The organism is Curtobacterium sp. NPDC098951, from assembly GCF_044759965.1.
Classification (GTDB): Bacteria; Actinomycetota; Actinomycetes; order Actinomycetales; family Microbacteriaceae; genus Curtobacterium.
This window is the reverse complement of the sequence record NZ_JBIWAG010000006.1, coordinates 1-20332: the sequence shown is the minus strand read 5'-3', so window position 1 is coordinate 20332 and position 20332 is coordinate 1. Positions and strand designations below refer to the sequence as shown.

20 protein-coding genes and 3 tRNA genes are annotated in these 20332 nt (G+C 72.2%); 14 read left to right on the top strand and 9 right to left on the bottom strand.

Annotation, left to right across the window (positions count from 1 at the left end; all coding sequences use genetic code 11):
• Positions 1–2: 2 nt before the first annotated feature.
• Entirely contained in the window at positions 3–1022 is a 1020-nt protein-coding gene (gene tilS / locus ACIQUC_RS15125) for a tRNA lysidine(34) synthetase TilS (RefSeq protein WP_402268496.1), read from the bottom strand.
• A gap of 50 nt (positions 1023–1072) precedes the next feature.
• Here tilS and ACIQUC_RS15120 point away from each other — a divergent pair, with 50 nt between their 5' ends.
• On the top strand, positions 1073–1564 hold the full coding sequence (locus ACIQUC_RS15120; RefSeq protein ID WP_070417329.1) for an inorganic diphosphatase: 492 nt from the start codon (positions 1073–1075) through the stop codon (positions 1562–1564).
• A gap of 80 nt (positions 1565–1644) precedes the next feature.
• Here ACIQUC_RS15120 and ACIQUC_RS15115 read toward each other — a convergent pair whose 3' ends face one another.
• Positions 1645–3090: an NlpC/P60 family protein gene (locus tag ACIQUC_RS15115; protein ID WP_402268493.1), complete on the bottom strand. Its 1446-nt coding sequence runs from the start codon at positions 3088–3090 to the stop codon at positions 1645–1647.
• 33 nt (positions 3091–3123) lie between these two features.
• On the bottom strand, positions 3124–4395 hold the full coding sequence (locus ACIQUC_RS15110) for a M23 family metallopeptidase (protein ID WP_402268490.1): 1272 nt from the start codon (positions 4393–4395) through the stop codon (positions 3124–3126).
• Positions 4396–4696: 301 nt separating this feature from the next.
• On the opposite strand from ACIQUC_RS15110, the gene ACIQUC_RS15105 reads away from it, so the two are divergent.
• The 3 genes from ACIQUC_RS15105 to ACIQUC_RS15095 all read left to right on the top strand — a co-directional run bounded on the left by ACIQUC_RS15105 (position 4697) and on the right by ACIQUC_RS15095 (position 4977).
• Positions 4697–4769 (top strand) — tRNA-Glu (locus ACIQUC_RS15105).
• A gap of 57 nt (positions 4770–4826) precedes the next feature.
• Positions 4827–4903: transfer RNA gene (locus ACIQUC_RS15100), tRNA-Asp, on the top strand.
• A gap of 1 nt (position 4904) precedes the next feature.
• Positions 4905–4977, top strand: a tRNA-Phe gene (locus ACIQUC_RS15095).
• A gap of 129 nt (positions 4978–5106) precedes the next feature.
• On the opposite strand, the gene ACIQUC_RS15090 is transcribed toward ACIQUC_RS15095, so the two are convergent.
• Entirely contained in the window at positions 5107–6117 is a 1011-nt protein-coding gene (locus ACIQUC_RS15090) for an aldo/keto reductase family protein (RefSeq protein WP_402268487.1), read from the bottom strand.
• Between the two features lie 257 nt (positions 6118–6374).
• Here ACIQUC_RS15090 and ACIQUC_RS15085 point away from each other — a divergent pair, with 257 nt between their 5' ends.
• Positions 6375–6956, top strand: coding sequence for a hypothetical protein (locus ACIQUC_RS15085; protein ID WP_402268484.1), 582 nt, complete (start codon positions 6375–6377; stop codon positions 6954–6956).
• 57 nt (positions 6957–7013) lie between these two features.
• Complete coding sequence (locus ACIQUC_RS15080) at positions 7014–8006, top strand: NAD-dependent epimerase/dehydratase family protein (protein WP_402268481.1); 993 nt, start codon at positions 7014–7016, stop codon at positions 8004–8006.
• 94 nt (positions 8007–8100) lie between these two features.
• Here the strand turns inward: ACIQUC_RS15080 and rocD are convergent, their stop codons facing one another.
• Together rocD and ddaH are read right to left on the bottom strand one after the other, a co-directional pair.
• Positions 8101–9324 (bottom strand): ornithine--oxo-acid transaminase, encoded by a 1224-nt coding sequence (rocD, locus tag ACIQUC_RS15075; protein ID WP_402268478.1) that lies wholly within the window; start codon positions 9322–9324, stop codon positions 8101–8103.
• Positions 9324–10217 (bottom strand): dimethylargininase, encoded by an 894-nt coding sequence (gene ddaH, locus ACIQUC_RS15070; RefSeq protein WP_022907604.1) that lies wholly within the window; start codon positions 10215–10217, stop codon positions 9324–9326. The genes rocD and ddaH overlap by 1 nt, the downstream gene beginning before the upstream one ends.
• Positions 10218–10455: 238 nt before the next feature.
• Between ddaH and ACIQUC_RS15065 the strand changes: the two genes are divergently transcribed.
• The 4 genes from ACIQUC_RS15065 to ACIQUC_RS15050 are packed head-to-tail and all read left to right on the top strand — an operon-like array spanning position 10456 to position 12882.
• Positions 10456–10893: an Lrp/AsnC family transcriptional regulator gene (locus tag ACIQUC_RS15065; protein WP_022907603.1), complete on the top strand. Its 438-nt coding sequence runs from the start codon at positions 10456–10458 to the stop codon at positions 10891–10893.
• Positions 10894–10903: 10 nt separating this feature from the next.
• Positions 10904–11287, top strand: coding sequence for a hypothetical protein (locus ACIQUC_RS15060; RefSeq protein ID WP_402268474.1), 384 nt, complete (start codon positions 10904–10906; stop codon positions 11285–11287).
• Positions 11288–11290: 3 nt separating this feature from the next.
• Positions 11291–12124 (top strand): nitroreductase family protein, encoded by an 834-nt coding sequence (locus tag ACIQUC_RS15055; RefSeq protein WP_402268471.1) that lies wholly within the window; start codon positions 11291–11293, stop codon positions 12122–12124.
• The gene (locus ACIQUC_RS15050) at positions 12121–12882 is read left to right on the top strand and encodes a YqjF family protein (protein WP_402268468.1); all 762 of its coding nucleotides are present in this window, start codon (positions 12121–12123) and stop codon (positions 12880–12882) included. The genes ACIQUC_RS15055 and ACIQUC_RS15050 overlap by 4 nt, the downstream gene beginning before the upstream one ends.
• On the opposite strand, the gene ACIQUC_RS15045 is transcribed toward ACIQUC_RS15050, so the two are convergent.
• On the bottom strand, positions 12854–13504 hold the full coding sequence (locus tag ACIQUC_RS15045; protein ID WP_402268465.1) for a hypothetical protein: 651 nt from the start codon (positions 13502–13504) through the stop codon (positions 12854–12856). The two genes, ACIQUC_RS15050 and ACIQUC_RS15045, sit on opposite strands and share 29 nt — an antisense overlap.
• Positions 13505–13597: 93 nt before the next feature.
• On the opposite strand from ACIQUC_RS15045, the gene ACIQUC_RS15040 reads away from it, so the two are divergent.
• The 3 genes from ACIQUC_RS15040 (at position 13598) to ACIQUC_RS15030 (ending at position 15229) form a co-directional block, all read left to right on the top strand.
• Positions 13598–14596 (top strand): SDR family oxidoreductase, encoded by a 999-nt coding sequence (locus tag ACIQUC_RS15040; protein WP_031262790.1) that lies wholly within the window; start codon positions 13598–13600, stop codon positions 14594–14596.
• 234 nt (positions 14597–14830) lie between these two features.
• Positions 14831–14962, top strand: coding sequence for a hypothetical protein (locus tag ACIQUC_RS15035; protein WP_402268463.1), 132 nt, complete (start codon positions 14831–14833; stop codon positions 14960–14962).
• 69 nt (positions 14963–15031) lie between these two features.
• Positions 15032–15229, top strand: coding sequence for a hypothetical protein (locus ACIQUC_RS15030; RefSeq protein ID WP_022907596.1), 198 nt, complete (start codon positions 15032–15034; stop codon positions 15227–15229).
• A gap of 68 nt (positions 15230–15297) precedes the next feature.
• Here the strand turns inward: ACIQUC_RS15030 and ACIQUC_RS15025 are convergent, their stop codons facing one another.
• Positions 15298–16029, bottom strand: a complete 732-nt coding sequence (locus ACIQUC_RS15025) for a tyrosine-protein phosphatase (protein WP_402268461.1) — start codon at positions 16027–16029, stop codon at positions 15298–15300.
• On the bottom strand, positions 16022–19591 hold the full coding sequence (locus tag ACIQUC_RS15020) for a proline dehydrogenase family protein (RefSeq protein WP_402268458.1): 3570 nt from the start codon (positions 19589–19591) through the stop codon (positions 16022–16024). The genes ACIQUC_RS15025 and ACIQUC_RS15020 overlap by 8 nt, the downstream gene beginning before the upstream one ends.
• A 117-nt stretch (positions 19592–19708) precedes the next feature.
• Here ACIQUC_RS15020 and ACIQUC_RS15015 point away from each other — a divergent pair, with 117 nt between their 5' ends.
• Positions 19709–20185: a MarR family winged helix-turn-helix transcriptional regulator gene (locus ACIQUC_RS15015; protein WP_402268456.1), complete on the top strand. Its 477-nt coding sequence runs from the start codon at positions 19709–19711 to the stop codon at positions 20183–20185.
• Positions 20186–20332 lie beyond the last annotated feature (147 nt).

Below are 20332 nucleotides of genomic sequence, written 5' to 3'. Positions count from 1 at the left end.
GCCTAACCGGCGGTGAAGGCCAGCCGGTCGCCCGATCGCGACGCCTGCACGCCCGGCAGGTCGATCGGGCCCTGCCCACTCCAGTCGGTGACGAGCCGGCACACCTCGAGCGTCTGCACGCGGGACAGCGTCACGCCGAACTCGCTCTCCACCGCGAGCCGCACGAGTCGCTGCCGGAGCGCCGGCGGGTTGGCCCGGAGCTCCCGCACCGACAGCGAGATGCCGGCCTCGGAGTGCTCGGCGAGGTCCTCCGCCATCTCCTCGGCGAAGTGGTCGAGCGCGGCCGAGTCCTCGCGGAGCTGGTCGGCGGTGCGGGCGAGTGCCTCGGGCACACCGGCGCCGAGCTCCCGTTCGAGCGCGGGCAGGAGCACGGTCCGGACCCGGACGCGCGCGTACGCCGGGTCCTCGTTCTGCGGGTCGTCCCACGGGGCGAGTCCGGCCGCGGCGCACGCCTGCCGCGCGGTGTGCCGCCGCAGGCCGAGGAGCGGTCGCCCGTACGCCGGGCCCGCACCGCGCCGCGACAGCGGCGCCATCCCGGACAGCGAGTCCGGCCCGCTCCCGCGGGCGAGCCCGAGGAGCACCGACTCGGCCTGGTCGTCGAGAGTGTGGCCGAAGAGCACCAGGGGCGACCCGACGTCGGACGCGACGAGCGCGATCGACGCGTGCCGCGCCTCCCGGGCCGCCGCCTCCGGACCACCAGCGGAACCGACGGCGACCCGACGGAGGGTCACCGGTGCGAGTCCCAGCTCCGACGCCTGCCTGGAGGCGCGGCTCGCCACCGCCTCGGACCCCGCCTGGAGCGCGTGGTCGACGATGACCGCGCCGGCGCGCAGTCCCTGCTTGGGCGCCTCGAACGCGGTCGCCGCGGCGAGCGCGAGCGAGTCCGGACCGCCGCTCAGCGCGACGAGCACGAGGTCCCCGGGGCGGACCACGGACGTCTCGAGCGCCTGCGCGAGCAGGACGCGGACCGCACGCCGGGTGTCGGCGACCGCAGGATCCAGCCGGGGACGCGGAGAGTTCACCCGGTAACGTTAGCCGCGCTTTCCCGCCAACCGACAGACCAGGAGCACACATGGCCGCGTACGACGTCGTCGTCGAGATCCCCAAGGGCAGCCGCAACAAGTACGAGGTGGACCACGAGACCGGTCGCGTCTACCTCGACCGCGTGCTGTTCACCTCGTTCGTGTACCCGACCGACTACGGCTTCTTCGAGAAGACCCTCGCGGACGACGGTGACCCGGTGGACGCACTCCTGCTCCTCGAGTACCCGACGTTCCCCGGCGTGGGCGTCAAGGTCCGCCCGGTCGGCGTCTTCAAGATGAGCGACGAGGCGGGCAACGACGCGAAGGTCCTCGTCGTCCCGGCGAAGGACCCGCGTTGGGCCCACATCCAGGACATCTCGGACGTCGACGAGCAGACGAAGGCCGAGATCGCGCACTTCTTCGAGCGCTACAAGGACCTCGAGCCGAACAAGTGGGTCAAGGCCGAGGGCTGGGGCGACGCCGCCGAGGCCGAGGCGATCGTCACGGCCGGCCAGGCCGCGTACGTGCCCGCCGGTCACTGACGCCCGGGCGTTCGCGCCCCGCAACGCACAACGCGCCCCGTTCCGACGGGGCGCGTTGTGCGTTCGGGGGTGCGGTCGGCCTAGAGCGAGCCGCTCGGTCGGGCCACGTAGGGCAGGAGCTGCCCGGGGGTCCAGATCGCCCGCTCGAGCACGCCGCGCTGCGGGTTCGCCGCCTCGACCATCATCCCGTTGCCGGTGTAGATCGAGTCGTGGTACGCCTCGTTGACGGTCCCGTTGTACGAGTAGAAGAGGATGTCGCCGGGCTGCCGCTCGGACATCGGCACGAGCCGGCCGATCGACTTGAAGTAGTTGTACTGCCAGACGACGTTGTGGCCGCCGGTCGCGATGCCCTGCGAGCTGTAGGCCATCATCACGAGCCCGGAGCAGTCCCAGGTGTTCGGGCCCGCGCCGCCGAAGACGTACGCGTCGCCGATCTGTGCCCGGGCGAAGGCGATCGCGCCCGCCGCCTTCGAGGGGGTGCTCGGCGCGGTCGGGGTGGTCGGCGTGCTCGGCTTCGACGGGGTGGTCGGCGTGCTCGGCTTCGACGGGGTGGTCGGCGTGCTCGGCTTCGACGGGGTCGTGGGCGTGCTCGGCTGGGTGCCCGTCCCGGAACCGCCGCCGGTGCTCGGCTGGGTCCCGGTGCTCGGCTGCGTGCCCGTGCTGCCGCCAGTGCTCGGCTGCGTGCCCGTGCTCGGCTGGGTCCCGGAGCCGGTCGGCGCCGTGCCCGTCGTCGTCCCGGAACCCCCGGTGTTCGACGCGAGCTCCGCCTCGGACCGCTTCGCCTGCTGGGCGGTCCAGTACGCGGCCTCGGTGGCGACGCTCGTGCCCTTGAGGTAGGCGAGCTGCTGCAGCACCTCGTGCTGCTGGGCCTGCTCCTTCTGCACACGGGCCTGGGCCGACGCCGCGGTGTCGTTCGCCTCGGCGAGGGCGGACTTCGTCTCGTCCGTCGCCTTCGCGAGGGCCTTCGTCGCGGCGGACTGCTGCGCGGCGATCGAGTCGACGGTGTTCTGGTCCGCACGGGCCTGGGCGAGCACGGTCGCGGAGCGCTCCGACAGGTGGGACATCGTGCCGACCCGGTAGAGCAGGTCCTTCGAGTCCTGCGCGTCGATGAGCATCGCCGTGGACAGGTCGCCTCCGCCGGTCCGGGACAGCTCGACGACGAGCCCGGCGACCTGCTGCGCGGAGGCGTCCGCCGTGCGCTTCGCCCGCTTCGCCTGCGCGCTGAGGTCGTCGAGCGTCGACTGCGCCTCCTGCTGCTGGGACGACGCGAGGGCGTACGTCTGTCCCGCTCGCAGCTCGGCGACCTGGGCGCTGTCGGCGGCGTCCTGCAGCGTCTGCAGCCGCGTGCTCAGCTCGTCGACCGTGGACTGGGCCTCGGCGGTGTCCGCCTTCGCCGCGCGCACGTCGTCCCAGCTCGGGGCCGACGGCGCCGCCTGGGCGGGACCGGCGACCACGACGGAGAGACCGATCCCGAGGACGGCCACCACCGCGATCCCCGAGGACAGGGTGCGAGCGGTCTGCTTCATGCTTCGGTCAACGCCTCCCGGCGGCGCACGTGTTCATACCGAGATCCCCCGCGCTGCCATGAAGGGGACCGGGTCGACGGCGGAACCGTTCACCCGGGTCTCGAAGTGGAGGTGGCAGCCCGTCGACCAGCCGGTCGAGCCGACCTTGGCGATCTGCTGCCCAGCCGTGACGTGCTGACCGACCGACACGAGGGTGCCGCCGTCGACGATGTGCCCGTAGGCCGTCGAGATGCCGCCGCCGTTGTCGATGACGACCTCGTTGCCGTAGCCGCCGCCGTTCGCGGCGAACGTCACCGTGCCGGACGCCGCCGCGTAGATCGGGGCGTAGCAGGCGGGCGCGAGGTCGACGCCGGCGTGCAGCGCGTAGTTCTTCGTGTACGGGTCGAGCCGGTAGCCGTAGGGGCTCGTCTGGTAGCCACCCGTCGGCCGGACCCAGCCGGACGCGTTCGGCGACCCGCCGCCGGTGCCGCCCTGCTGCGTCTGCGCCGCCTTCGCCGCGGCCGCCGCGATCCGGGCGAGCCGGGCCTTCTCGACCTGGACGCCCTTGACGTAGCGCGCCTCGACGTTCTTCTCGCTCGTGGTCAGCAGGGTGAGCTGCGCTTCGAGCCGTTCCTTGTTGTCCGCCTGGGCGTCCACCGAGGCCTGCGCCTGGTCGGCGGCGGTCTGGGCCGCCCGCATCTTCTCCTGCGCCTGGTCGGCCAGGTCCCCCAGGGCCTCCTTGGCGCGGTCCGCCTTGTCGGCGAGCCCCTGCGCCACACCGCGGTCCTGCGACGCCTGCGCGTAGATGCCGTCGGCCTGCTCGCTGAGCTTCGACATCGCGCCGAGCTCGTAGAGCAGGTCACCCGACTTGGTGGGGTGCGTGAGGATGTCGGTCGTGACGTCGTTCGCGCTCGCCCGCCCGAGCTGCGCCGCGAGCTGACCGGCCTGCGCCTCGGACGCCGTCGCGGTCTGCTCGGCGTCGTCCGCCTGGGACTGCAGCTTCTTCTGGGTCAGGGTCGCGTCGTCGTACTTCGTCTGCGCGGTCTGGTAGGCGGTGCCCGCGGCCTCGGCCGACTTCTGTGCCGCGGAGGCCTTCGCCGTGAGGTCCGCGATGAGCCCCTTGATCTGGGTCACCTTCGCCTGCTGGGCCGACTTCGACGCCTTGGCCTTCTCGACGTCCGACCAGCTCGGGTACGACGCCGCGCTGGCCGAGGACACCGGCGCGAGGGCCGCCAGGGTGCCGGCGGTGAGCGCGACGGCAACCGCGGCGGCGATGACGCGGCGGCGGGGACGGGGACGGGGTGACAGCGAGTGTGAGGTCGACATACATCTCGATTTCGTAACAGCGCGGCAAGGCTCACGCACGTAACACTGTTAACAAGCGCAACAGTAACAACAGGTGTCGCACCCGCACACCCCCTCGCACGAGGGGTACGGGACCGACGACGATGCTCCCACCGGAGGATCGACAGCACGAATCGGGGCCTGCTGCCCCACGGTGAGTGAAGCCCTGCGGACCGGGCCCGCCCCCACGACACGCCGGGGATTCCGCGGCGGAGCGCCTCGATTTGTGAAACCTGCGGGGCATCCGTATGCTTGTCCATCGGTAGCGCGAAGCACCGCTTGCGGCCCTATCGTTTAGTGGCCTAGGACACCGCCCTTTCACGGCGGCAGCACGGGTTCGAATCCCGTTGGGGTCACTCTTCGCAGAGTGAGCAAGCAAGCAGAGCGAGACCGGCAAGACAGTAATTCAACATGGCCCTGTAGCGCAGTTGGTTAGCGTGCCGCCCTGTCACGGCGGAGGTCGCGGGTTCAAGTCCCGTCAGGGTCGCCACGGCTGGATAGCTCAGTTGGTAGAGCGTTCGACTGAAAATCGAAAGGTCCACGGATCGATGCCGTGTCCAGCCACCGGTGAAGGCCCCCTGCTTCGGCAGGGGGCCTTTTCCGTTGTCGGAACGGTGTGACGCCGGTCACCGCGACCGTGTCCAGGAGGCGCGGTGCGGGTCGGACCCGCACCGCGCCTCCTGGGACGGACGGCTAGGCCTCGCGGGTCTTCGGGCTGCTGTCCTCGGTCTTCGCCGGGTCACGCTCGATGACCGAACCGAGGGCGTCGTCGATGCGCGACAGCAGTTCCTCGGGGATCGTCACCCCGGCCGCGCCGGCGTTGTCGTGCACCTGCTCCGGACGCGAGGCGCCGATGATCGCGGACGCCACGTTCTCGTTCTGCAGCACCCAGGCCACGGCGAGCTGGGCCATCGACAGGTCGAGCTCGTCGGCGATCGGCCCGAGCTGCTGGACGGCCGAGAGCACCTCGTCGCGCATGAACCGCTCGATCATCTTCGCGCCGCCCTTGTCGTCGGTGGCGCGTGACCCCTCCGGCAGCGGCTGGCCGGGCTGGTACTTGCCGGTCAGGACACCCTGCGCGATCGGCGACCAGACGATCTGCGAGATCCCGAGCTCCTCGGACGTCGGGACGACCTCGCCCTCGATGACGCGCCAGAGTGCCGAGTACTGCGGCTGGTTCGAGATGAGCTGGACGCCGAGGTCGTCGGCGAGCTCGTGTCCCGCGCGGAGCTGCTCGGCGGTCCACTCGCTCACGCCGATGTAGAGCGCCTTGCCCTGGCGGACGACGTCCGCGAACGCCATCATCGTCTCCTCGAGCGGCGTCTCGTAGTCGAAGCGGTGCGCCTGGTAGAGGTCGACGTAGTCGGTCTGCAGCCGCTCGAGCGAACCGTTGATCGACTCGAGGATGTGCTTGCGGCTGAGACCGGTGTCGTTGTGCCCCTTGGGTCCGGTCGGCCCGAACACCTTCGTGGCGATCTCGAGGGACTGGCGCCGCTCCCCCTTCAGCGCCTCGCCGAGGACGGTCTCGGCGCCGGTGTTGGCGTAGACGTCGGCGGTGTCGAACGTCGAGATGCCGACGTCGAGCGCTGCCCGGACGCAGGCGATCGCGGCGTCGTTCTCGACCTGGGAGGCGTGGGTGAGCCAGTTGCCGTAGGTGATCTCGGAGACCTTGAGGCCCGAGTTGCCGAGGTAGCGGTACTCCATGTGCGTGTCACTCCTGTCGTGGGACGCGTCGGTGCGGCCCGAACCGTGACGGTAGTCCTCGTGACCTCCGTGCGGACCGGTGACTGTACGCTGATGTTTCAGGAGTGACGGGGAACGACGAAACCCCGGCGATGTGGCCTGGGCCAGGGATCGTTCCGGGGTCTTCGTCGTCAACGGTAGCAGATGGGTCAGTGATGCAGGAAGACGAACTCGCGCGCTTGATCACGGCCGACCGGCTCGGATCGTACGCGGAGCGGATGAGGACCACGACCGGTGCGTTGCGCCTCTACGAGTGGAACATGCGAGCCGCGGCATCGGTCATGGAGCTCACCGGCATCGTCGAGGTGGTCGCTCGCAACGCACTCGACCGAGAACTCCGCGTCTGGGCGGCGGGCCGCACCCGAGCGCCGTGGTTCGACGTCGTACCGCTCGATGCCCGCGGAAGTGCTGACCTGGACAAGGCGCGGGCACGAGCGAGTCGCAACGGACGTCTCGTCGAAGTCCACGGCCGGGTGATCGCCGAGCTCACCTTCGGGTTCTGGCGGTACCTCGTCGAGTCGCGGTACCACACGTCGCTCTGGGTGCCGGATCTGCACCGGTCCTTCCCGTACGGCCCGAACAACCTCCGCGTGCGGCGAAGCGAAGTGACGCGGCGACTGCAGCAACTGCACTTCGTGCGGAACCGCGCTGCGCACCACGAACCGATCCACGCGCGTGACCTGCAGCGGGACCACGACTACGCGCTCGAACTGCTCGGCTGGATCAGTCCGCACGCGGAATCCTGGGCACGGGACACCACCTCGCTCCGAGCCGTGCTCCGCGCCCGCCCTGACGGGTAGGTGCAGGATCGAGGGAGTGCGGCACGCAGCGGTGCCGCCGGGAGCGAAGGAGCGTCCATGTCGGGAGCGAGCGTGCTGTTCATCGGCGGCAGCGGGGTGATCAGTGCCTCCTGTGTCCGCGAAGCCGCCGAGCAGGGGTTCGACGTCACCGTGCTCAACCGGGGGACCACCGGGGGCAGGCCGATCCCGGAGGGTGTGACGCGCCTCCAGGCCGACGTCTCGGACCGGAGCGCCCTGGCGGACGCGATCGGTGACCGCCACTGGGACGTCGTCGTGAACTGGATCGCCTTCACGCCCGACCAGGTGCAGGCCGACGTCGAGTTCTTCGCCGGGCGGACGAGGCAGTACGTGTTCATCTCGTCGGCCTCGGCGTACCAGACCCCGGCGACGCACCTGCCGATCACCGAGTCGACGCCGCTGAAGAACCCGTACTGGCAGTACTCGCGGGACAAGATCGCGTGCGAGGAGCTGCTGATGGCCGCCTACCGCGAGCAGGACTTCCCGGTCACGATCATCCGACCGTCGCACACCTACGACGAGACCAAGCTGCCGCTCACGGGCGGGTGGACCGCCGTCGCGCGGATGCGTGCCGGCAAGCCGATCATCATCACCGGTGACGGCTCGTCGCTGTGGACCCTCACGCACAGCCGGGACTTCGCGGTCGGGTTCACGGGGCTGCTCGACAACGCGTCGGCGATCGGGGAGCCGTTCACCATCACGAGCGACGAGGCGCCGACCTGGAACGCCATCGCGCACGAGATCGCGGCCGCCGCGGGGGTGGACGACCTGCGGATCGTGCACGTGCCGGCTGATGCCATCAACGCCGTGGACCCGGAGTGGGGTGCGGCGCTCCTCGGCGACAAGGCGAACTCGTCGGTCTTCGACAACAGCAAGGTCCGGTCGCTCGTGCCCTGGTACCGGCCGCGGACCCCGTACCGGCAGGGTGTCCGCGAGGTCATCGCCTGGTACGAGGCGCACCCGGAGGAGCAGGTGGTCGACGAGCGGCTCGACGGGCTGATGGACGAGCTGGCGGCGCGCTGGGCGGTGTGAGTCGCGGGGCGCTGCGGCGCCGCCGTGCTTGGTGAGCAGAAATGGTCGGGTGCCCTGGGGCGACCCGACCATTTCTGCTCACGAAGCGCGCGCGTCAGGCGCGCGCGGCCAGCACCTCGGCGAGGGCGCCGATCGCGAGGCGCACCTCGTCGTCGGTCACGACGAGCGGCGGCGCGAAGCGGATCGTCGACCCGTGCGTGTCCTTCACGAGGACGCCCCGGTCGGCCATGTCGTGCGCGATCTCCTTGCCGGTGCCGAGCGCGGGGTCGATGTCGATCCCGGCCCAGAGTCCGGCGACCCGGTGCGACACGACGCCGTTCCCGACGAGGTCGTCGAGGAGCCCGCGCAGCAGCGGTTCGCCGTCGAGCGCCCGCTGCTGGAACGTGCCCTCGTCGAGCATCGCCACGACCTCGGACCCGACGGCCGCCGCGAGCGGGTTCCCGCCGAAGGTGGAGCCGTGCTCGCCCGGGCGCAGCACACCCAGCACGTCGCGCCGACCGACCACGGCGGACACGGGGACGATGCCGCCGCCGAGCGCCTTGCCGAGCGTGATGAGGTCCGGCGTGACCCCGACGCGCTGCACGGCGAGGGTGTGGCCGGTGCGTCCGAGCCCGGACTGGATCTCGTCGGCGACGAACAGCGCGCCGAACTCGTCGCAGATCGTGCGGACGTCGGGCAGGTAGGACTCCGGCGGGATGACGACCCCGCCCTCGCCCTGGATCGGCTCGAGCAGCACGGCGACGACGGTCTCGTCCATCGCCTCGCGGAGGGCGGCCGCGTCGCCGTACGGCACGGTGCGGAACCCGGGCGTGAACGGCCCGAAGTCGTCGTGCGCCGACGGGTCGTCCGAGAAGGAGATGATCGTCGTGGTGCGGCCGTGGAAGTTCCCCGAGGCGACGATGATCGTGGCGCGCTCGGCGGGGACGCCCTTGACGCGGTAGCCCCAGGCACGGGAGACCTTGATCGCGGACTCCACCGCCTCGGCACCGGTGTTCATCGGCAGGACCATGTCGGTGTCCGTGAGCGCGGCGAGCGCCGACGCGAACGGTCCGAGGCGGTCGTTCACGAACGCCCGCGACGTCAGGGTGACGCGGTCGAGCTGCGCTCGGGCGGCGTCGAGGAGCCGCGCGTTGCCGTGCCCGAAGTTCACTGCGGAGTACGCGGCGAGGCCGTCGAGGTAACGCTTGCCGTCGACGTCCGTCACCCACGCGCCGTCTCCCGATGCGATGACGACCGGCAGCGGGCTGTAGTTGTGGGCGAGCGAACGGTCCTCGACGGCGAGCGCCGCGGCGGTGCGGGACCCGAGGGAGGTGGACATCAGCGTGCCACCGAGGTCCCGGTGCCGACCGGGTGCAGGTCGAGCGTGCAGCACTTCACGCCACCGCCGCCGAGCAGGAGCTCGGACAGGTCGACGCCGATCGGGTTGTAGCCCTTCTCCCGGAGCTGCTCCGCGAAGGTCGTGGCGCGCGAGGCGATCACGACGTTGAACCCGTCGGAGTAGGAGTTCAGGCCGAGGATCGCCGCGTCCTCCTCGGTCGCGATGATCGCGTCCGGGAAGCGCTCGCGCAGGATCGCCAGGGAGGGCTCGTCGAACGCGCTCTCGAGGTAGGCGATGTTCGACGTGCCGTCGGCGGCGGGCTCCGGGTCGAGCACGGCGATGGCGGTGTCGAGGTGGTAGAAGTTCGGGTTGATCAGCTTGAGGGTGACGACCTCGCGGCCGTAGATGCGCGCGAGCTCCTCGTGCGAGGTGCTGTCCGAGCGGAAGCCGGTGCCGGCGAAGATGGTGTTCCCGATGAGGAGGAAGTCACCCTCGCCCTCGTTCGTCTCTTCGGGCTCGGCGACGGTCAGGCCGGCGCTGCGGAACCAGTCCATGTAGGCCGGGCCCTCGGGCTGGCGCTCGGGGTACTGGAACTTCGCGCCGTACGCGACGCCGTCGAGCACGAAGCCGCCGTTGGCCGCGTAGACCATGTCCGGCAGGCCCTCGATCGGCTCGATGTACGAGATGTCGAAGCCGAGCTGCTCGTAGACGGCCACGAGGGACTGCCACTGCTCGACGGCCTTCGACGTGTCGGTCGGGTCCTCGGGGTGCATCCACGGGTTGATCCGGTAGCTGACCGTGTAGTGCGTCGGCTTGCACATGAGGATCGTGCGCTTCGTGGCGACACGGGCCGGGGTGGCGACGGACTCGGGGGCGGGTGCGGTGTTCGACATCAGTCCTCCTGGAGGGACCGGGGCCCGAGCCTGCCAGGAACCACCACTGAAGAAGAGCTCCGGTGAGATGCAGGCTCACTCACCGCAGCGGACCAGGTCGACGCCGCGTCGATCCTCGCACACACCGTCCGGGGAGTGCAGTCCCCCACTGTGCGGGTCGGTGGCACCCGTTCGGGTGACGCACGTTTCGTGCGCGGAACCCACCTGACGTGCAAGAAGTCCGCGTACCATGGGTCCAATGGATTCGCTCGACCACCGCATCCTGGATCAACTCCGGGACAACGCCCGCGCCGGCTACGGCGACATCGGGTCGGTGGTCGGGCTCTCGGCCTCCGCCGTCAAGCGTCGCGTCGACCGGCTGGTGGGCGACGGGGTGATCCAGGGCTTCACGATCAAGGTCGACCCCGCGGTCGAGGACCGTGGCACCGAGGCCTGGGTCGAGCTCTACTGCCGCGGGACGGTGTCGCCGGACGAACTCCGGACCCTGCTCGACAGCGTTCCGGAGGTCATCGACGCCGGCACGGTCACCGGCAGCGCCGACGCCGTCGTGCACATGCGGTCGAAGGACCTCTCCGCGCTCGAGGAAGCCCTCGACAAGGTCCGCCTCGCACCCCAGGTGGACCACACGCGGTCCGCCATCGTGCTCTCCAAGCTGGTCAGCCGGGAGAGCGCGTAACGTCGCGCCCGTGCGACGGACAGTGCAGGCCTGGAGGCGCGGCTCGGCCCCCACGGGTTCGCGCACGGCCCGCCGTCTGGTCGCCGCCGCGAGCGTCGCGTACGTCGCGAACTGCGCGTGGGGAACGGCCGTCGCCGTGCGGCTCGTCCGGACGAGGAAGCTGCGGGTCGTCCACCACGGCCTGTTCGTCGTCACCGCCGCGCTGACCGGCGTCGCCGCGACCACCCCGGTGTGGACCAGCGGACGATCGGCGCTGTTCCTCCTCCCCGCGCTCGTCCCGCTCGCGGTCGCGCCACGCACGGACCCGCGCTCCGGAGCACACTGGCAAGTCGCGGTCGCCGCGGCACCGTCCTACCTGGGGGCGTTGCTCGCCGGCCGCCGAGCAGGAAGGTGAGCCGTGGAGCTCTTCGAGGCGATCAGACGGCGGCGGACGACCAACGGCCCGTTCCTGCCCGACCCCGTGTCCCCCGAGCACCAGCGGCTGCTGATGGAGCTCGCCGGCCGGGCCCCGTCGCAGCTCAACAGCCAGCCGTGGCGGTTCGTCCTCGTCGAGGAGCGCGACACGATCGACCGCGTCGCCGAGATCAGCGGCTCGTCGATGACCCGCACCATGGCCGAGGGCACCTTCTTCGAGCGGTACAAGCCGTACTTCCGGTTCTCGCAGGCCGAGATGGACGCCCGGCGCGACGGCATGCTGTTCGACAAGCTCCCCGGTCCGCTCAAGCCCTTCACGAAGCAGGTGTTCACGAAGCGCGGCCAGCTGCTCATGAACACCCTGCGGGTGCCGCACACCCTCGGTGAGGAGAACCGGAAGCTCGTCGCCGGGTCGCCGCTGCTGCTCGGGGTGCTGCTCGACCGGCACGAGTACCGGAAGGAGGAGCTCTCGGGCTTCTACTCGGTGTTCAGCATGGGCGCGGCGATGGAGAACATCTGGCTCGCCACCACCGAGCTCGGCCTCGGGATCCAGTTCGTGTCGTTCCCGATGGAGACCCCGGGCGCCTGGGAGGAGATCGAGGGCCTGCTGCACGTGCCGGACTCCCTCGAGCTGATGGCCGTCTACCGGATCGGGTACCTGCCGCCCGAGCGCCGGCGTCCCGCGATCGACTGGACGTCGAGCGAGCGGAAGCGCCCGTCGCAGTACGTGTTCCGCGGGACCTGCGACACCCCGCAGCAGGGATGGGACGACGCGCCCGTCGCCCCGCACATCGAACCGGAGGCGACCCCCTCGTGACCGACAGCCGACCCACGCAGGCCGCGCCGCGCCTCCCGGACCACGCCCCGGGACTGACGGGCCGCCCCTGGATCTCGCAGGACTGGCTCGACGTCGTCTTCGTGCACTGGCGCGTCGACGTGTCGGCGGTGGCGCAGCTGCTGCCCGCCGGGACCCGGCCGGACACCCTCACGGCGGACGGCACCGACGACGGGGCGACCACGTGGGTCGGCCTCATCGGGTTCCGGTTCGAGGACACCCGGTTCCCGCCGATCCCGACGGGGAGGATCGGGGACTTCGTCGAGGTGAACGTCCGCGTCTACACGATCGACGACCAGGGACGACACGGCGTGGTCTTCCTGTCGCTCGACGCCGGCAAGCTCCTGCCGACGATCGGCGCGCGCGTCGCGACCGGTCTGCCGTACTGGTGGGCCGATGCCGAGACGCGGAGCGGCGACGGCCGCGTCGGGTACGCGATGCGGCGACACGGGACGCACCTGCGGTCGCTCGTCGACGTGCGGATCGGAGCAGCGGTGACGGAGCCGACGGCCCTCGAGACCTTCCTGACCGCACGGTGGGGCATGCACGTGCACCGAGCCGGCCGGACCCGGTTCTGGCCGAACGAGCACGAGCCGTGGCCGCTCCACCGAGCCTCGGTCGTGTCGCTGCGGGACGACCTGATCGGGGCGGCCGGGCTCCCGTTCGGGCTGGCCTCGCTCGAACCGGACTCGGTGCTCTACTCGCCGGGGGTCACGACGCGCTTCGGTCGGGGGCGCTGAGCGGCGGCGCCACCGCTGCCCGCTCGGCGACGGCGAACTGCACGACGGCCATCACCACGGCGAGGGCCGCGAAGAGCGATCCCGGGCCGATCCAGACCGCCGCGAGACGATCCGGTACGGCGGGGACCGTGAACCCCGCGACGGACAGGCCCGTGCACACCACGGCGACGACCACCGACGCCCACGCCACGAGCAGTCGGTCGACACGGGGCACCGACCGGGCCGAGCGGAACGTCATCGGGATCCAGCCCACCGCCCCGAAGAGCACGCCGAACGGGAGACCGACGACGAGGCTGCCGGTCGCGACGATCGCTGCCGTCGTCACCCCGACCGTCATCCGGACGACGTGCAACCGCCAGGACGCCGTCGTGGTCTGCTCGTCGTGGGCCGACCACCCGGCGGCGGCCAGGGCGATCGCCCCCGCGGTGACGACGGCCGCGCTCGCCACCGCGGCGACCGCGCCGAGTGGCTCCCCGAAGCGGGCGGCGGCGAGGACGAACAGCGCCGCCAGGAGCAGCAGCAGGACCGGGAGCGTCCAGACCTCGTGACGTCGTGTCGGGGTGCTGAGGACCCAGCCGGGTGGCGGCGTCTCCTCGGCGGTGTCCTCGTCACGGGTCTGCACGAGCCCATCATGCTCGTGGCCGACGCCACCCGCATCCGTCCGGGGGACGTCGGCTGGGTGGGGTCGGTGGTCACCGTCGGTAGAACGGGAGTCATGACACGTGTGGCAGTGGTGACCGGTGGTTCGGCTGGACTCGGACGGGCGACGGTGCGGGAGCTCGCCGCGCGGGGGTGGGACGTGGCCGTGCTCGCGCGGGGGCGGGACGGGGTCGACGCCGCGGTCGCCGAGGTCGAGGCAGCCGGCCGACGCGGGCTCGCGCTCGTGGCGGACGTGGCCGACCGCGAGGCCGTCGAGGCAGCGGCGGACCGGGTCGAACAGGAGCTGGGCCCGATCGACCTCTGGGTGAACGGCGTCATGGTCGGCGTGTTCGGTCGGTTCCTGGACACCGCCCCAGAGGACTTCGAGCGGGCACTGCACGTCACCTACCTCGGCTTCGTGAACGGCACCCGGGCCGCACTGTCCCGGATGGTGCCGCGCGACCGCGGTCAGGTCGTCCAGGTCGGTTCGGCGCTGGGGTTCCGCGGCATCCCGCTGCAGGCCGCGTACTGCGGCGCGAAGCACGCGATCGTCGGGTTCACCGAGTCGGTCGTCTCCGAGCTCCTCGAGCAGGGCAGCAGGGTGCAGGTCTCCCGCGTCGACATGCCGGCGCTCAACACCATCCAGTTCCAGTGGGTGAAATCGAAGCTGCTGCACCAGCCGCAGCCGGTCGCGCCGATCTACCAACCGGAGGTCGGCGCACGGGCGATCGCCACCGTCGCCGAGCGGCCCCGTCGACGCACGTGGGTCGGGGAGTCGACCGTCTACACGATCCTCGGCAACCGGATCAGCGGCCGGTTCGCCGACTGGTACGCCGCGAAGACCCTGGTCTCCGGGCAGCAGGCCCCGGCGAAGGACGGCGCGGCGATCGGCGTGAACCTGTACGAGCCGGTGCCGGGTGACCACGGGGCGCACGGGGTGTTCGACGACACCGCGCACGCCTGGTCGCCGCAGACCTGGTGGGTGGAGCACCGACGTCTCGGGAACGGGATCGTCGGTGCGGTGCTGGCGGGGGCAGCCGGTGCGGTCGCCCTGGCAGCGGGACGACGACGATGACGGCGCGGGCGTCGGCGCGCGGCCGTCGTCGCGGTACCGGTGTCGAGGCGTTCCGCGCCGCCGTGGGCGTCGGGCACGCCGTCCGGGCGGGCCGGGGCGGCGGGCAGCCCGTGCTCGACGCCGTGCTCGCCGTGCGGCAGGTCGTCCAGGCGGCACTCGTCGCGCGCGCCGGGACCTCCGACGCGCACACGGTCAGCGCGGTCGTGGACACGGTGCACGGTGCACGGTCTGACGATGGTGCCGCTGGCCGTCGTCGGGCACAAGCGACGGTTCGCGCTCGGCCAGCTCGGGATCGCGCTGGTCCTGGTCGTCGCCGAGTGCGCCGCCGTGGGCACCGGGCGCCGGACGGACCGCGGCGGTCGGTAGCGCACCGGGTCGGCCGGGATGCGCGGGCTGTCGCTGGTCGCCCACGGAGCGCGGCGTAGCGTCCGGGACATGAGCGACAAGGAACAGACCGAGCCCGTCATGGACGGCGCCACCGAGGCCACGAACCACGAGAAGCTGCGCGGCCTCATCGAGCAGGTCGACCACGACCACGCGGGCGAGGGTGCCGGCGCGATGGCCGACCACCTCCGCGACCGGATGGACGAGACGGGCGTCGTGGACGAGGAAGCCGGCGACACCGAGGACTGACGCGTGCACGCCGGGCGATCGCGCAGTGTCGCGCTCGCCCGGCGGAGCCGTCGGACCGTACCGTCGGCTCAGGCGAGGTGCGCGCGGAAGGTGCGCAGTGCCTCCAGGTCGGCGGTGTCGAGTCCCGAGCGCTCGACGAACCGCTCGACGTCGAACCCGTCGAGCGCCGCGCGGAAGGCACCCTCGACCGTGGTGCCGTGCTCTGCGCAGAGCGCCTCGATCCTCCCCTCGGTCGACGGGACGCCGATGGAGGCGAGCAGGGCCGGGGCGTTGTCGACGGTGACGAGGTGGTCGGCGACGATGGCCTCGGGTTCGACCCCCGCGATCGTCAGCAGGGCGAGCGCGACGATCCCGGTGCGGTCGCGTCCGCCCGCGCAGTGGAACAGGACGCCGCCGGGTTCGGCGCGCGCGATCGCACGCAGCGCCCAGCCGGTGCGTTCGGGCAGCTCGGCGAGGTGCGGGCCGTAGTACAGCGGTGTACCGACGAGCCCGGTCTCCCAGTACGCCTGCCAGAAGACCGGCGCAGCATCGAGCCCGTCGTGGTCGATGACCACGGTGGTGAGCCAGTCCGGCCGGGCGCCGGTGTCCTTCTCGGTCTCCCACGGTGCGCGCAGGTCCACCACCGTGCGGACCCCGGCGTCGTGCAGCGACCGCCAACCGTCGGAGGTCAGTCGGTCGACGCTCTCGGACCGGAAGACGCGCCCGGACGGGGTCGTGCCGCCGTCCACCTGGGGGAGCCCGCCGAGGTCACGGGCGTTGTGCAACCCGTCGGCGTGCAGGGTGCGGTCGACGTCAGACATGCAGCTCCGCGAAGTCGGGATCGAGGTCGCCGAAACGGTGCGCGGTGATCGACACCGTCTGTTCGCGGAGGAACGGCAGCATCTCGATCATGCCGGCCTCGACCACGGGGGCGTCGTGGATCGCCACGTCGACACCGGCGCCGAGGGCTTCCTCGAGCGCGAGCGGGTCGCCGCCGATCAGCCGGATCCGCGCACCGGGGCCGCCGAAGGCGGTGTGCGTCGGACGGTCCTGCCCCTGAGCGAGCACCGCCTCGAGCGCGTCCTGCGGGGCGTCGTCGCCCGAGGACCAGTCCGGCCGGAACAGGTCGCCCGTGGTCGCGCGGCGGAGGAACTCGTCGTCCGACTCGACGAGGTGGTCGACGACGCGGAGCGGCGAACGGCTCGAGGCGAGGAGCTGCGTGAGCGGTCCGGGGAGCGGCCGGGCCGTGCTCACGAGGAGGTCGGCACGGGCCGCGGTCGCGGCGACCAGCACCCGGACGAGGTCGCCAGCGGGAGCGCCCTCTGCGTGCCGGACGATGACGGACTGCGGGCGCCAGCGGAGCACGTTCCGCTCGACGACGAGCCCCGCCGGGTCGTGCGTCACGCCGAACTCGGACTCGCGGGCACGGACGTCGCTGAGCGCACCCGCGCGGACCTGGTCGAACTCCTCGAAGGACAGCCCGCTGCGGGCGGCCTCGATGACGGCCGTGACCCGCGGCGGCAGGCCGTGCAGCTGGATGCTCTTGTGGACGGTGCGGGGCGTGGGTTCCCACCGTCCGAGCGTCGCGACGTCCATCGGTCCGCCCGGCTTCGTGCCGGTGCCGACGGACGAGCGCTTCCACCCGCCGAACGGCTGCCGGCCGACGACCGCACCGGTGGTGCCGCGGTTGACGAACAGGTTGCCGGCGCGGACCCCGGCGATCCAGTCCGCGACCTCGTCGGGGTCGAGGGAGTGGATGCCGGCGGCGAGACCGTGGTCCGTGTCGTTCTGGATCGCGACGGCCTGGTCGAGGGTCTCGGCGCGCATGACGCCGAGCACCGGCCCGAGGTGTTCGGTCCGGTGGAAGTCGCTGCCCGGGCGCACGCCGTCGCGGATGCCCGGCGACCACAGTCGTCCGGAGTCGTCGAGCGGGACGGGCTGCACGAGCCAGGACTCCCCCGGCGCGAGCTCGGTCAACCCGGCGCGCACCGTGCCCTCGGGTTCGGCGATGAGCGGCCCCATCTGCGCGGACGGGTCGTCCGGCCAGGCGACGCGCAGGGTGCGGGTTGCGTCGACGAGCTGCCGACGGAACCGTTCGCTGTCGCCGACGGACCCGACGAGGACCACGAGCGAGCACGCCGAGCGCTGCTGTCCGGCGCGTCCGAAGGCCGACCGGACGACGTCCTGCACGGCGAGGTCGAGGTCGGCGCTCGGCGTGACGACGATCGCGTTCCGCCCGCTCGTCTCGGCGGTGAGCGGCAGCCCGGCCCGCCACCAGCGGAACGATCGAGCGGTCTCCGCCGACCCGGTCAGGACGATCCGGTCGACCGTCGGGTGCGCGATGAGGTCACGGCGGAGCTGGTCGTCGTCGAGGTCGACGAGCTGGAGCAGGGAGTGCGGCACCCCGGCGTCCCAGAGGACGTCGGCGAGCACCGCGCCGGACCGCTCGGCCTCGGGCGCGGGCTGCAGGACGACCCCGCTGCCGGCGGCGAGGGCGGCGACCACGCCCGCGGCCGGGTTCGCGACCGGGGCGCTCCACGACGACACCACCACGGTGAGCCGGGGCGGCACGTACCGGGCGCCGTCGCCGTCGAGCACGGCCAGCCGCCGGGCGCTGTCGGCGGCGTGGTGGGCGGAGTCGATCGCGGCGCTCACGTCGGAGTCGGCCTCGGCGAGGGTCGTGCCCGTCTCCGCCGCTGCCACCTCGACGAGGTCCGCACGCCGCGTCTCGAGCTCGTGCGCGATGAGGTCGAGGAGCTCGGCGCGGTCGGACGGGTCCTGTCGTCCCCAGTTCACGCCGGCCTGCGCGGTCCGGGCGACGATGCGCTCGAGCTTCGAGCGGTCGGCGACCCTCGCACCGCGGATGGTCTGGGCGCCGAGCTTCGACCGCGGTACGCGGCGGAGCACGTCCGTCGCCCACGCACGGTTGGCCGCGGTCGACGGATCGGTGTCCGGCGCGTTCGCGAAGGCGTCCCGGTGCACGGGTTCGCCGATCGGGGCGCGGCGGTCCTGCGTCCGGTGGGTGGCCGGCACCGGATCCGTTGCGTCGAGGGCCGTGACCGCCGCGAGCCACCGGCCGCGTTCGCGCTCGAAGACGCGCTCGTCGTGGCCGATGTCGGCGGCGCCGGCGACGAAGCCGTCACCGCTGGCGCTCTCCTGCAGCCGCCGGGCGAGGTACGGGATCGCCGAGTCGAAGTGGTCGGGGTGCACGACCGGCGCGGCGAGCAGCACCGGACCGACGTCGGCGCGGACGGCGTCGAGGTGGCCTGAGGCCATCCCGAGCAGCACCGCGACGTGCACGCCGTCGGTGACCCCGCGGCGACCGGCGAGGGTCCACGCCGTCGCGAGCGTGAAGAGGTTGTGGCTCGCGACGCCGATCCGGACCGCGTCGATACGCTCCGGCGTGAGCGCGGCATCGAGCAGCCGGAGGTACGCGGTGTCGGTCTCGACCTTCGAGCCCCACGTGGCGAGGGGCCACCCGTGCAGGACCGCGTCGACCCGCTCCGTGGCGAGGGACGCCCCCTTGACGAGCCGGACCGTGATCGGTGCGCCGCCGCGGGCACGTCGCTGCTGGGCCCAGGCGGTCAGGGACTCGAGGGCGCCAGCGGTGTCGGGCAGGTACGCCTGCAGCACGATCCCGGCTTCGAGCCCGAGGAACTCGTCGCGGTCGAGCAGGGTGCGGAAGGCGGCGAGGGTGACGTCGAGGTCGCGGTGGTCCTCGGCGTCGAGCGTCACGGACTTCGCCACCGGCGACCCCGCGGCGAGGCGGTACAGCGGCACCAGGCGGTCCACCACCCGTTCGACGGTCTGGTCGAAGGCCCACGGGGACAGCTGCGGCACGACCGAACGCACGCCGATCGACACCTGGTCGACCTCGTCACGGGCCAGCAGGTCCATCGTCCCCTGCAGCCGTCGGTCGCTCTCCGCGGTGCCGAGGACCGCGTCGCCGAGCAGGCGCACGTCGAGGCGCACACCGGGGCCGCCGACCTTCGCGAGCGCCGCGCCGAGCTTCGCGTCGGGCGCGTCGACCACGAGGTGCCCGGCCATCCGCCGCAGGATCCGGCGCGCGGTCGGGGCAACCGCCCAGGGCGCCATCGTGGCGAACCCGCCACCGAAGGTCACCGCGCCGCGCAGGGACCAGGAGAGGAAGTCGGGGACGTCCTGGCTGACCTTCTCGAGGTTGCGCGCCACCACGCGGGGGTCCTCGGGACGGACGACCTTGTCGACCAGACCGCGGGTGAAGTCGAGCCCCTGTCCGTCCCGCAGGGCCTCGGACAGGCGCACGGCACCGGCGTCGGGCTTCGTCCCCGCCGACGCCGCGAGCCAGCGGCGCACGAGGGCGACGGCGTCGTCGGTGCAGTCCTGCAGTCGGGCGCTCGGCATGCTCCGATCGTATGCTGCGCCACCGACCCCACCTCGGAGCGAGCCGTGTGCCGGCGGCGAGTCATCCGAGCGGATGATCATGCCGTCGAACCGTGTCGAGGTCGATACGCTGGCGCCATGTCGATCGAGGGCGCCGAAGGCCACGACTGGGCCACGTGGGACGCCTACCACGACGTCTGGCGGCGACTCGACCGGGCACTCGACCAGGCCGTGCAGCACGGTGCCGGGATCTCGATCCCCGAGTTCGAGATCCTCATCGGGCTGCAGCGCGAGCCGGACCACCGGCTCCGCGTCCGGGACATCGCGGCCGGCATCGGCTGGGAGAAGTCGCGCGTCAGCCACCAGGTCACGCGCATGGTCGCGCGCGGGCTGGTCGAGCGTGCGGACTGTCCCACCGACGGACGGGGCAGCTGGGTGGAGATGACCCCGGTCGGCCGCCGGGCGGTGCTCGCCGGGATCCGTGCGCACACGGGAGCGCTCGAGGAGCTGTTCTGGAGGCCCGTGGGGACCGACGCCCACACGCTGCGGTCCGTCAGTGCCCGCGTCGACGACGCGATCGGCCCCGTCGAGACGGAGCCGGACACCGCGCCCTGAGACGACGACACCCCCGTCCCGGGACGGCCGGGGCGGGGGTGTGACGTTGCGTGGGGGTGTTACTTGATCTGTGCGGTGATGGTCGCGACGCCGACGAGGAGGCCGGACTTCACGGCGTCGGTCTTGAAGGTGCTGTTGAGCAGCTTC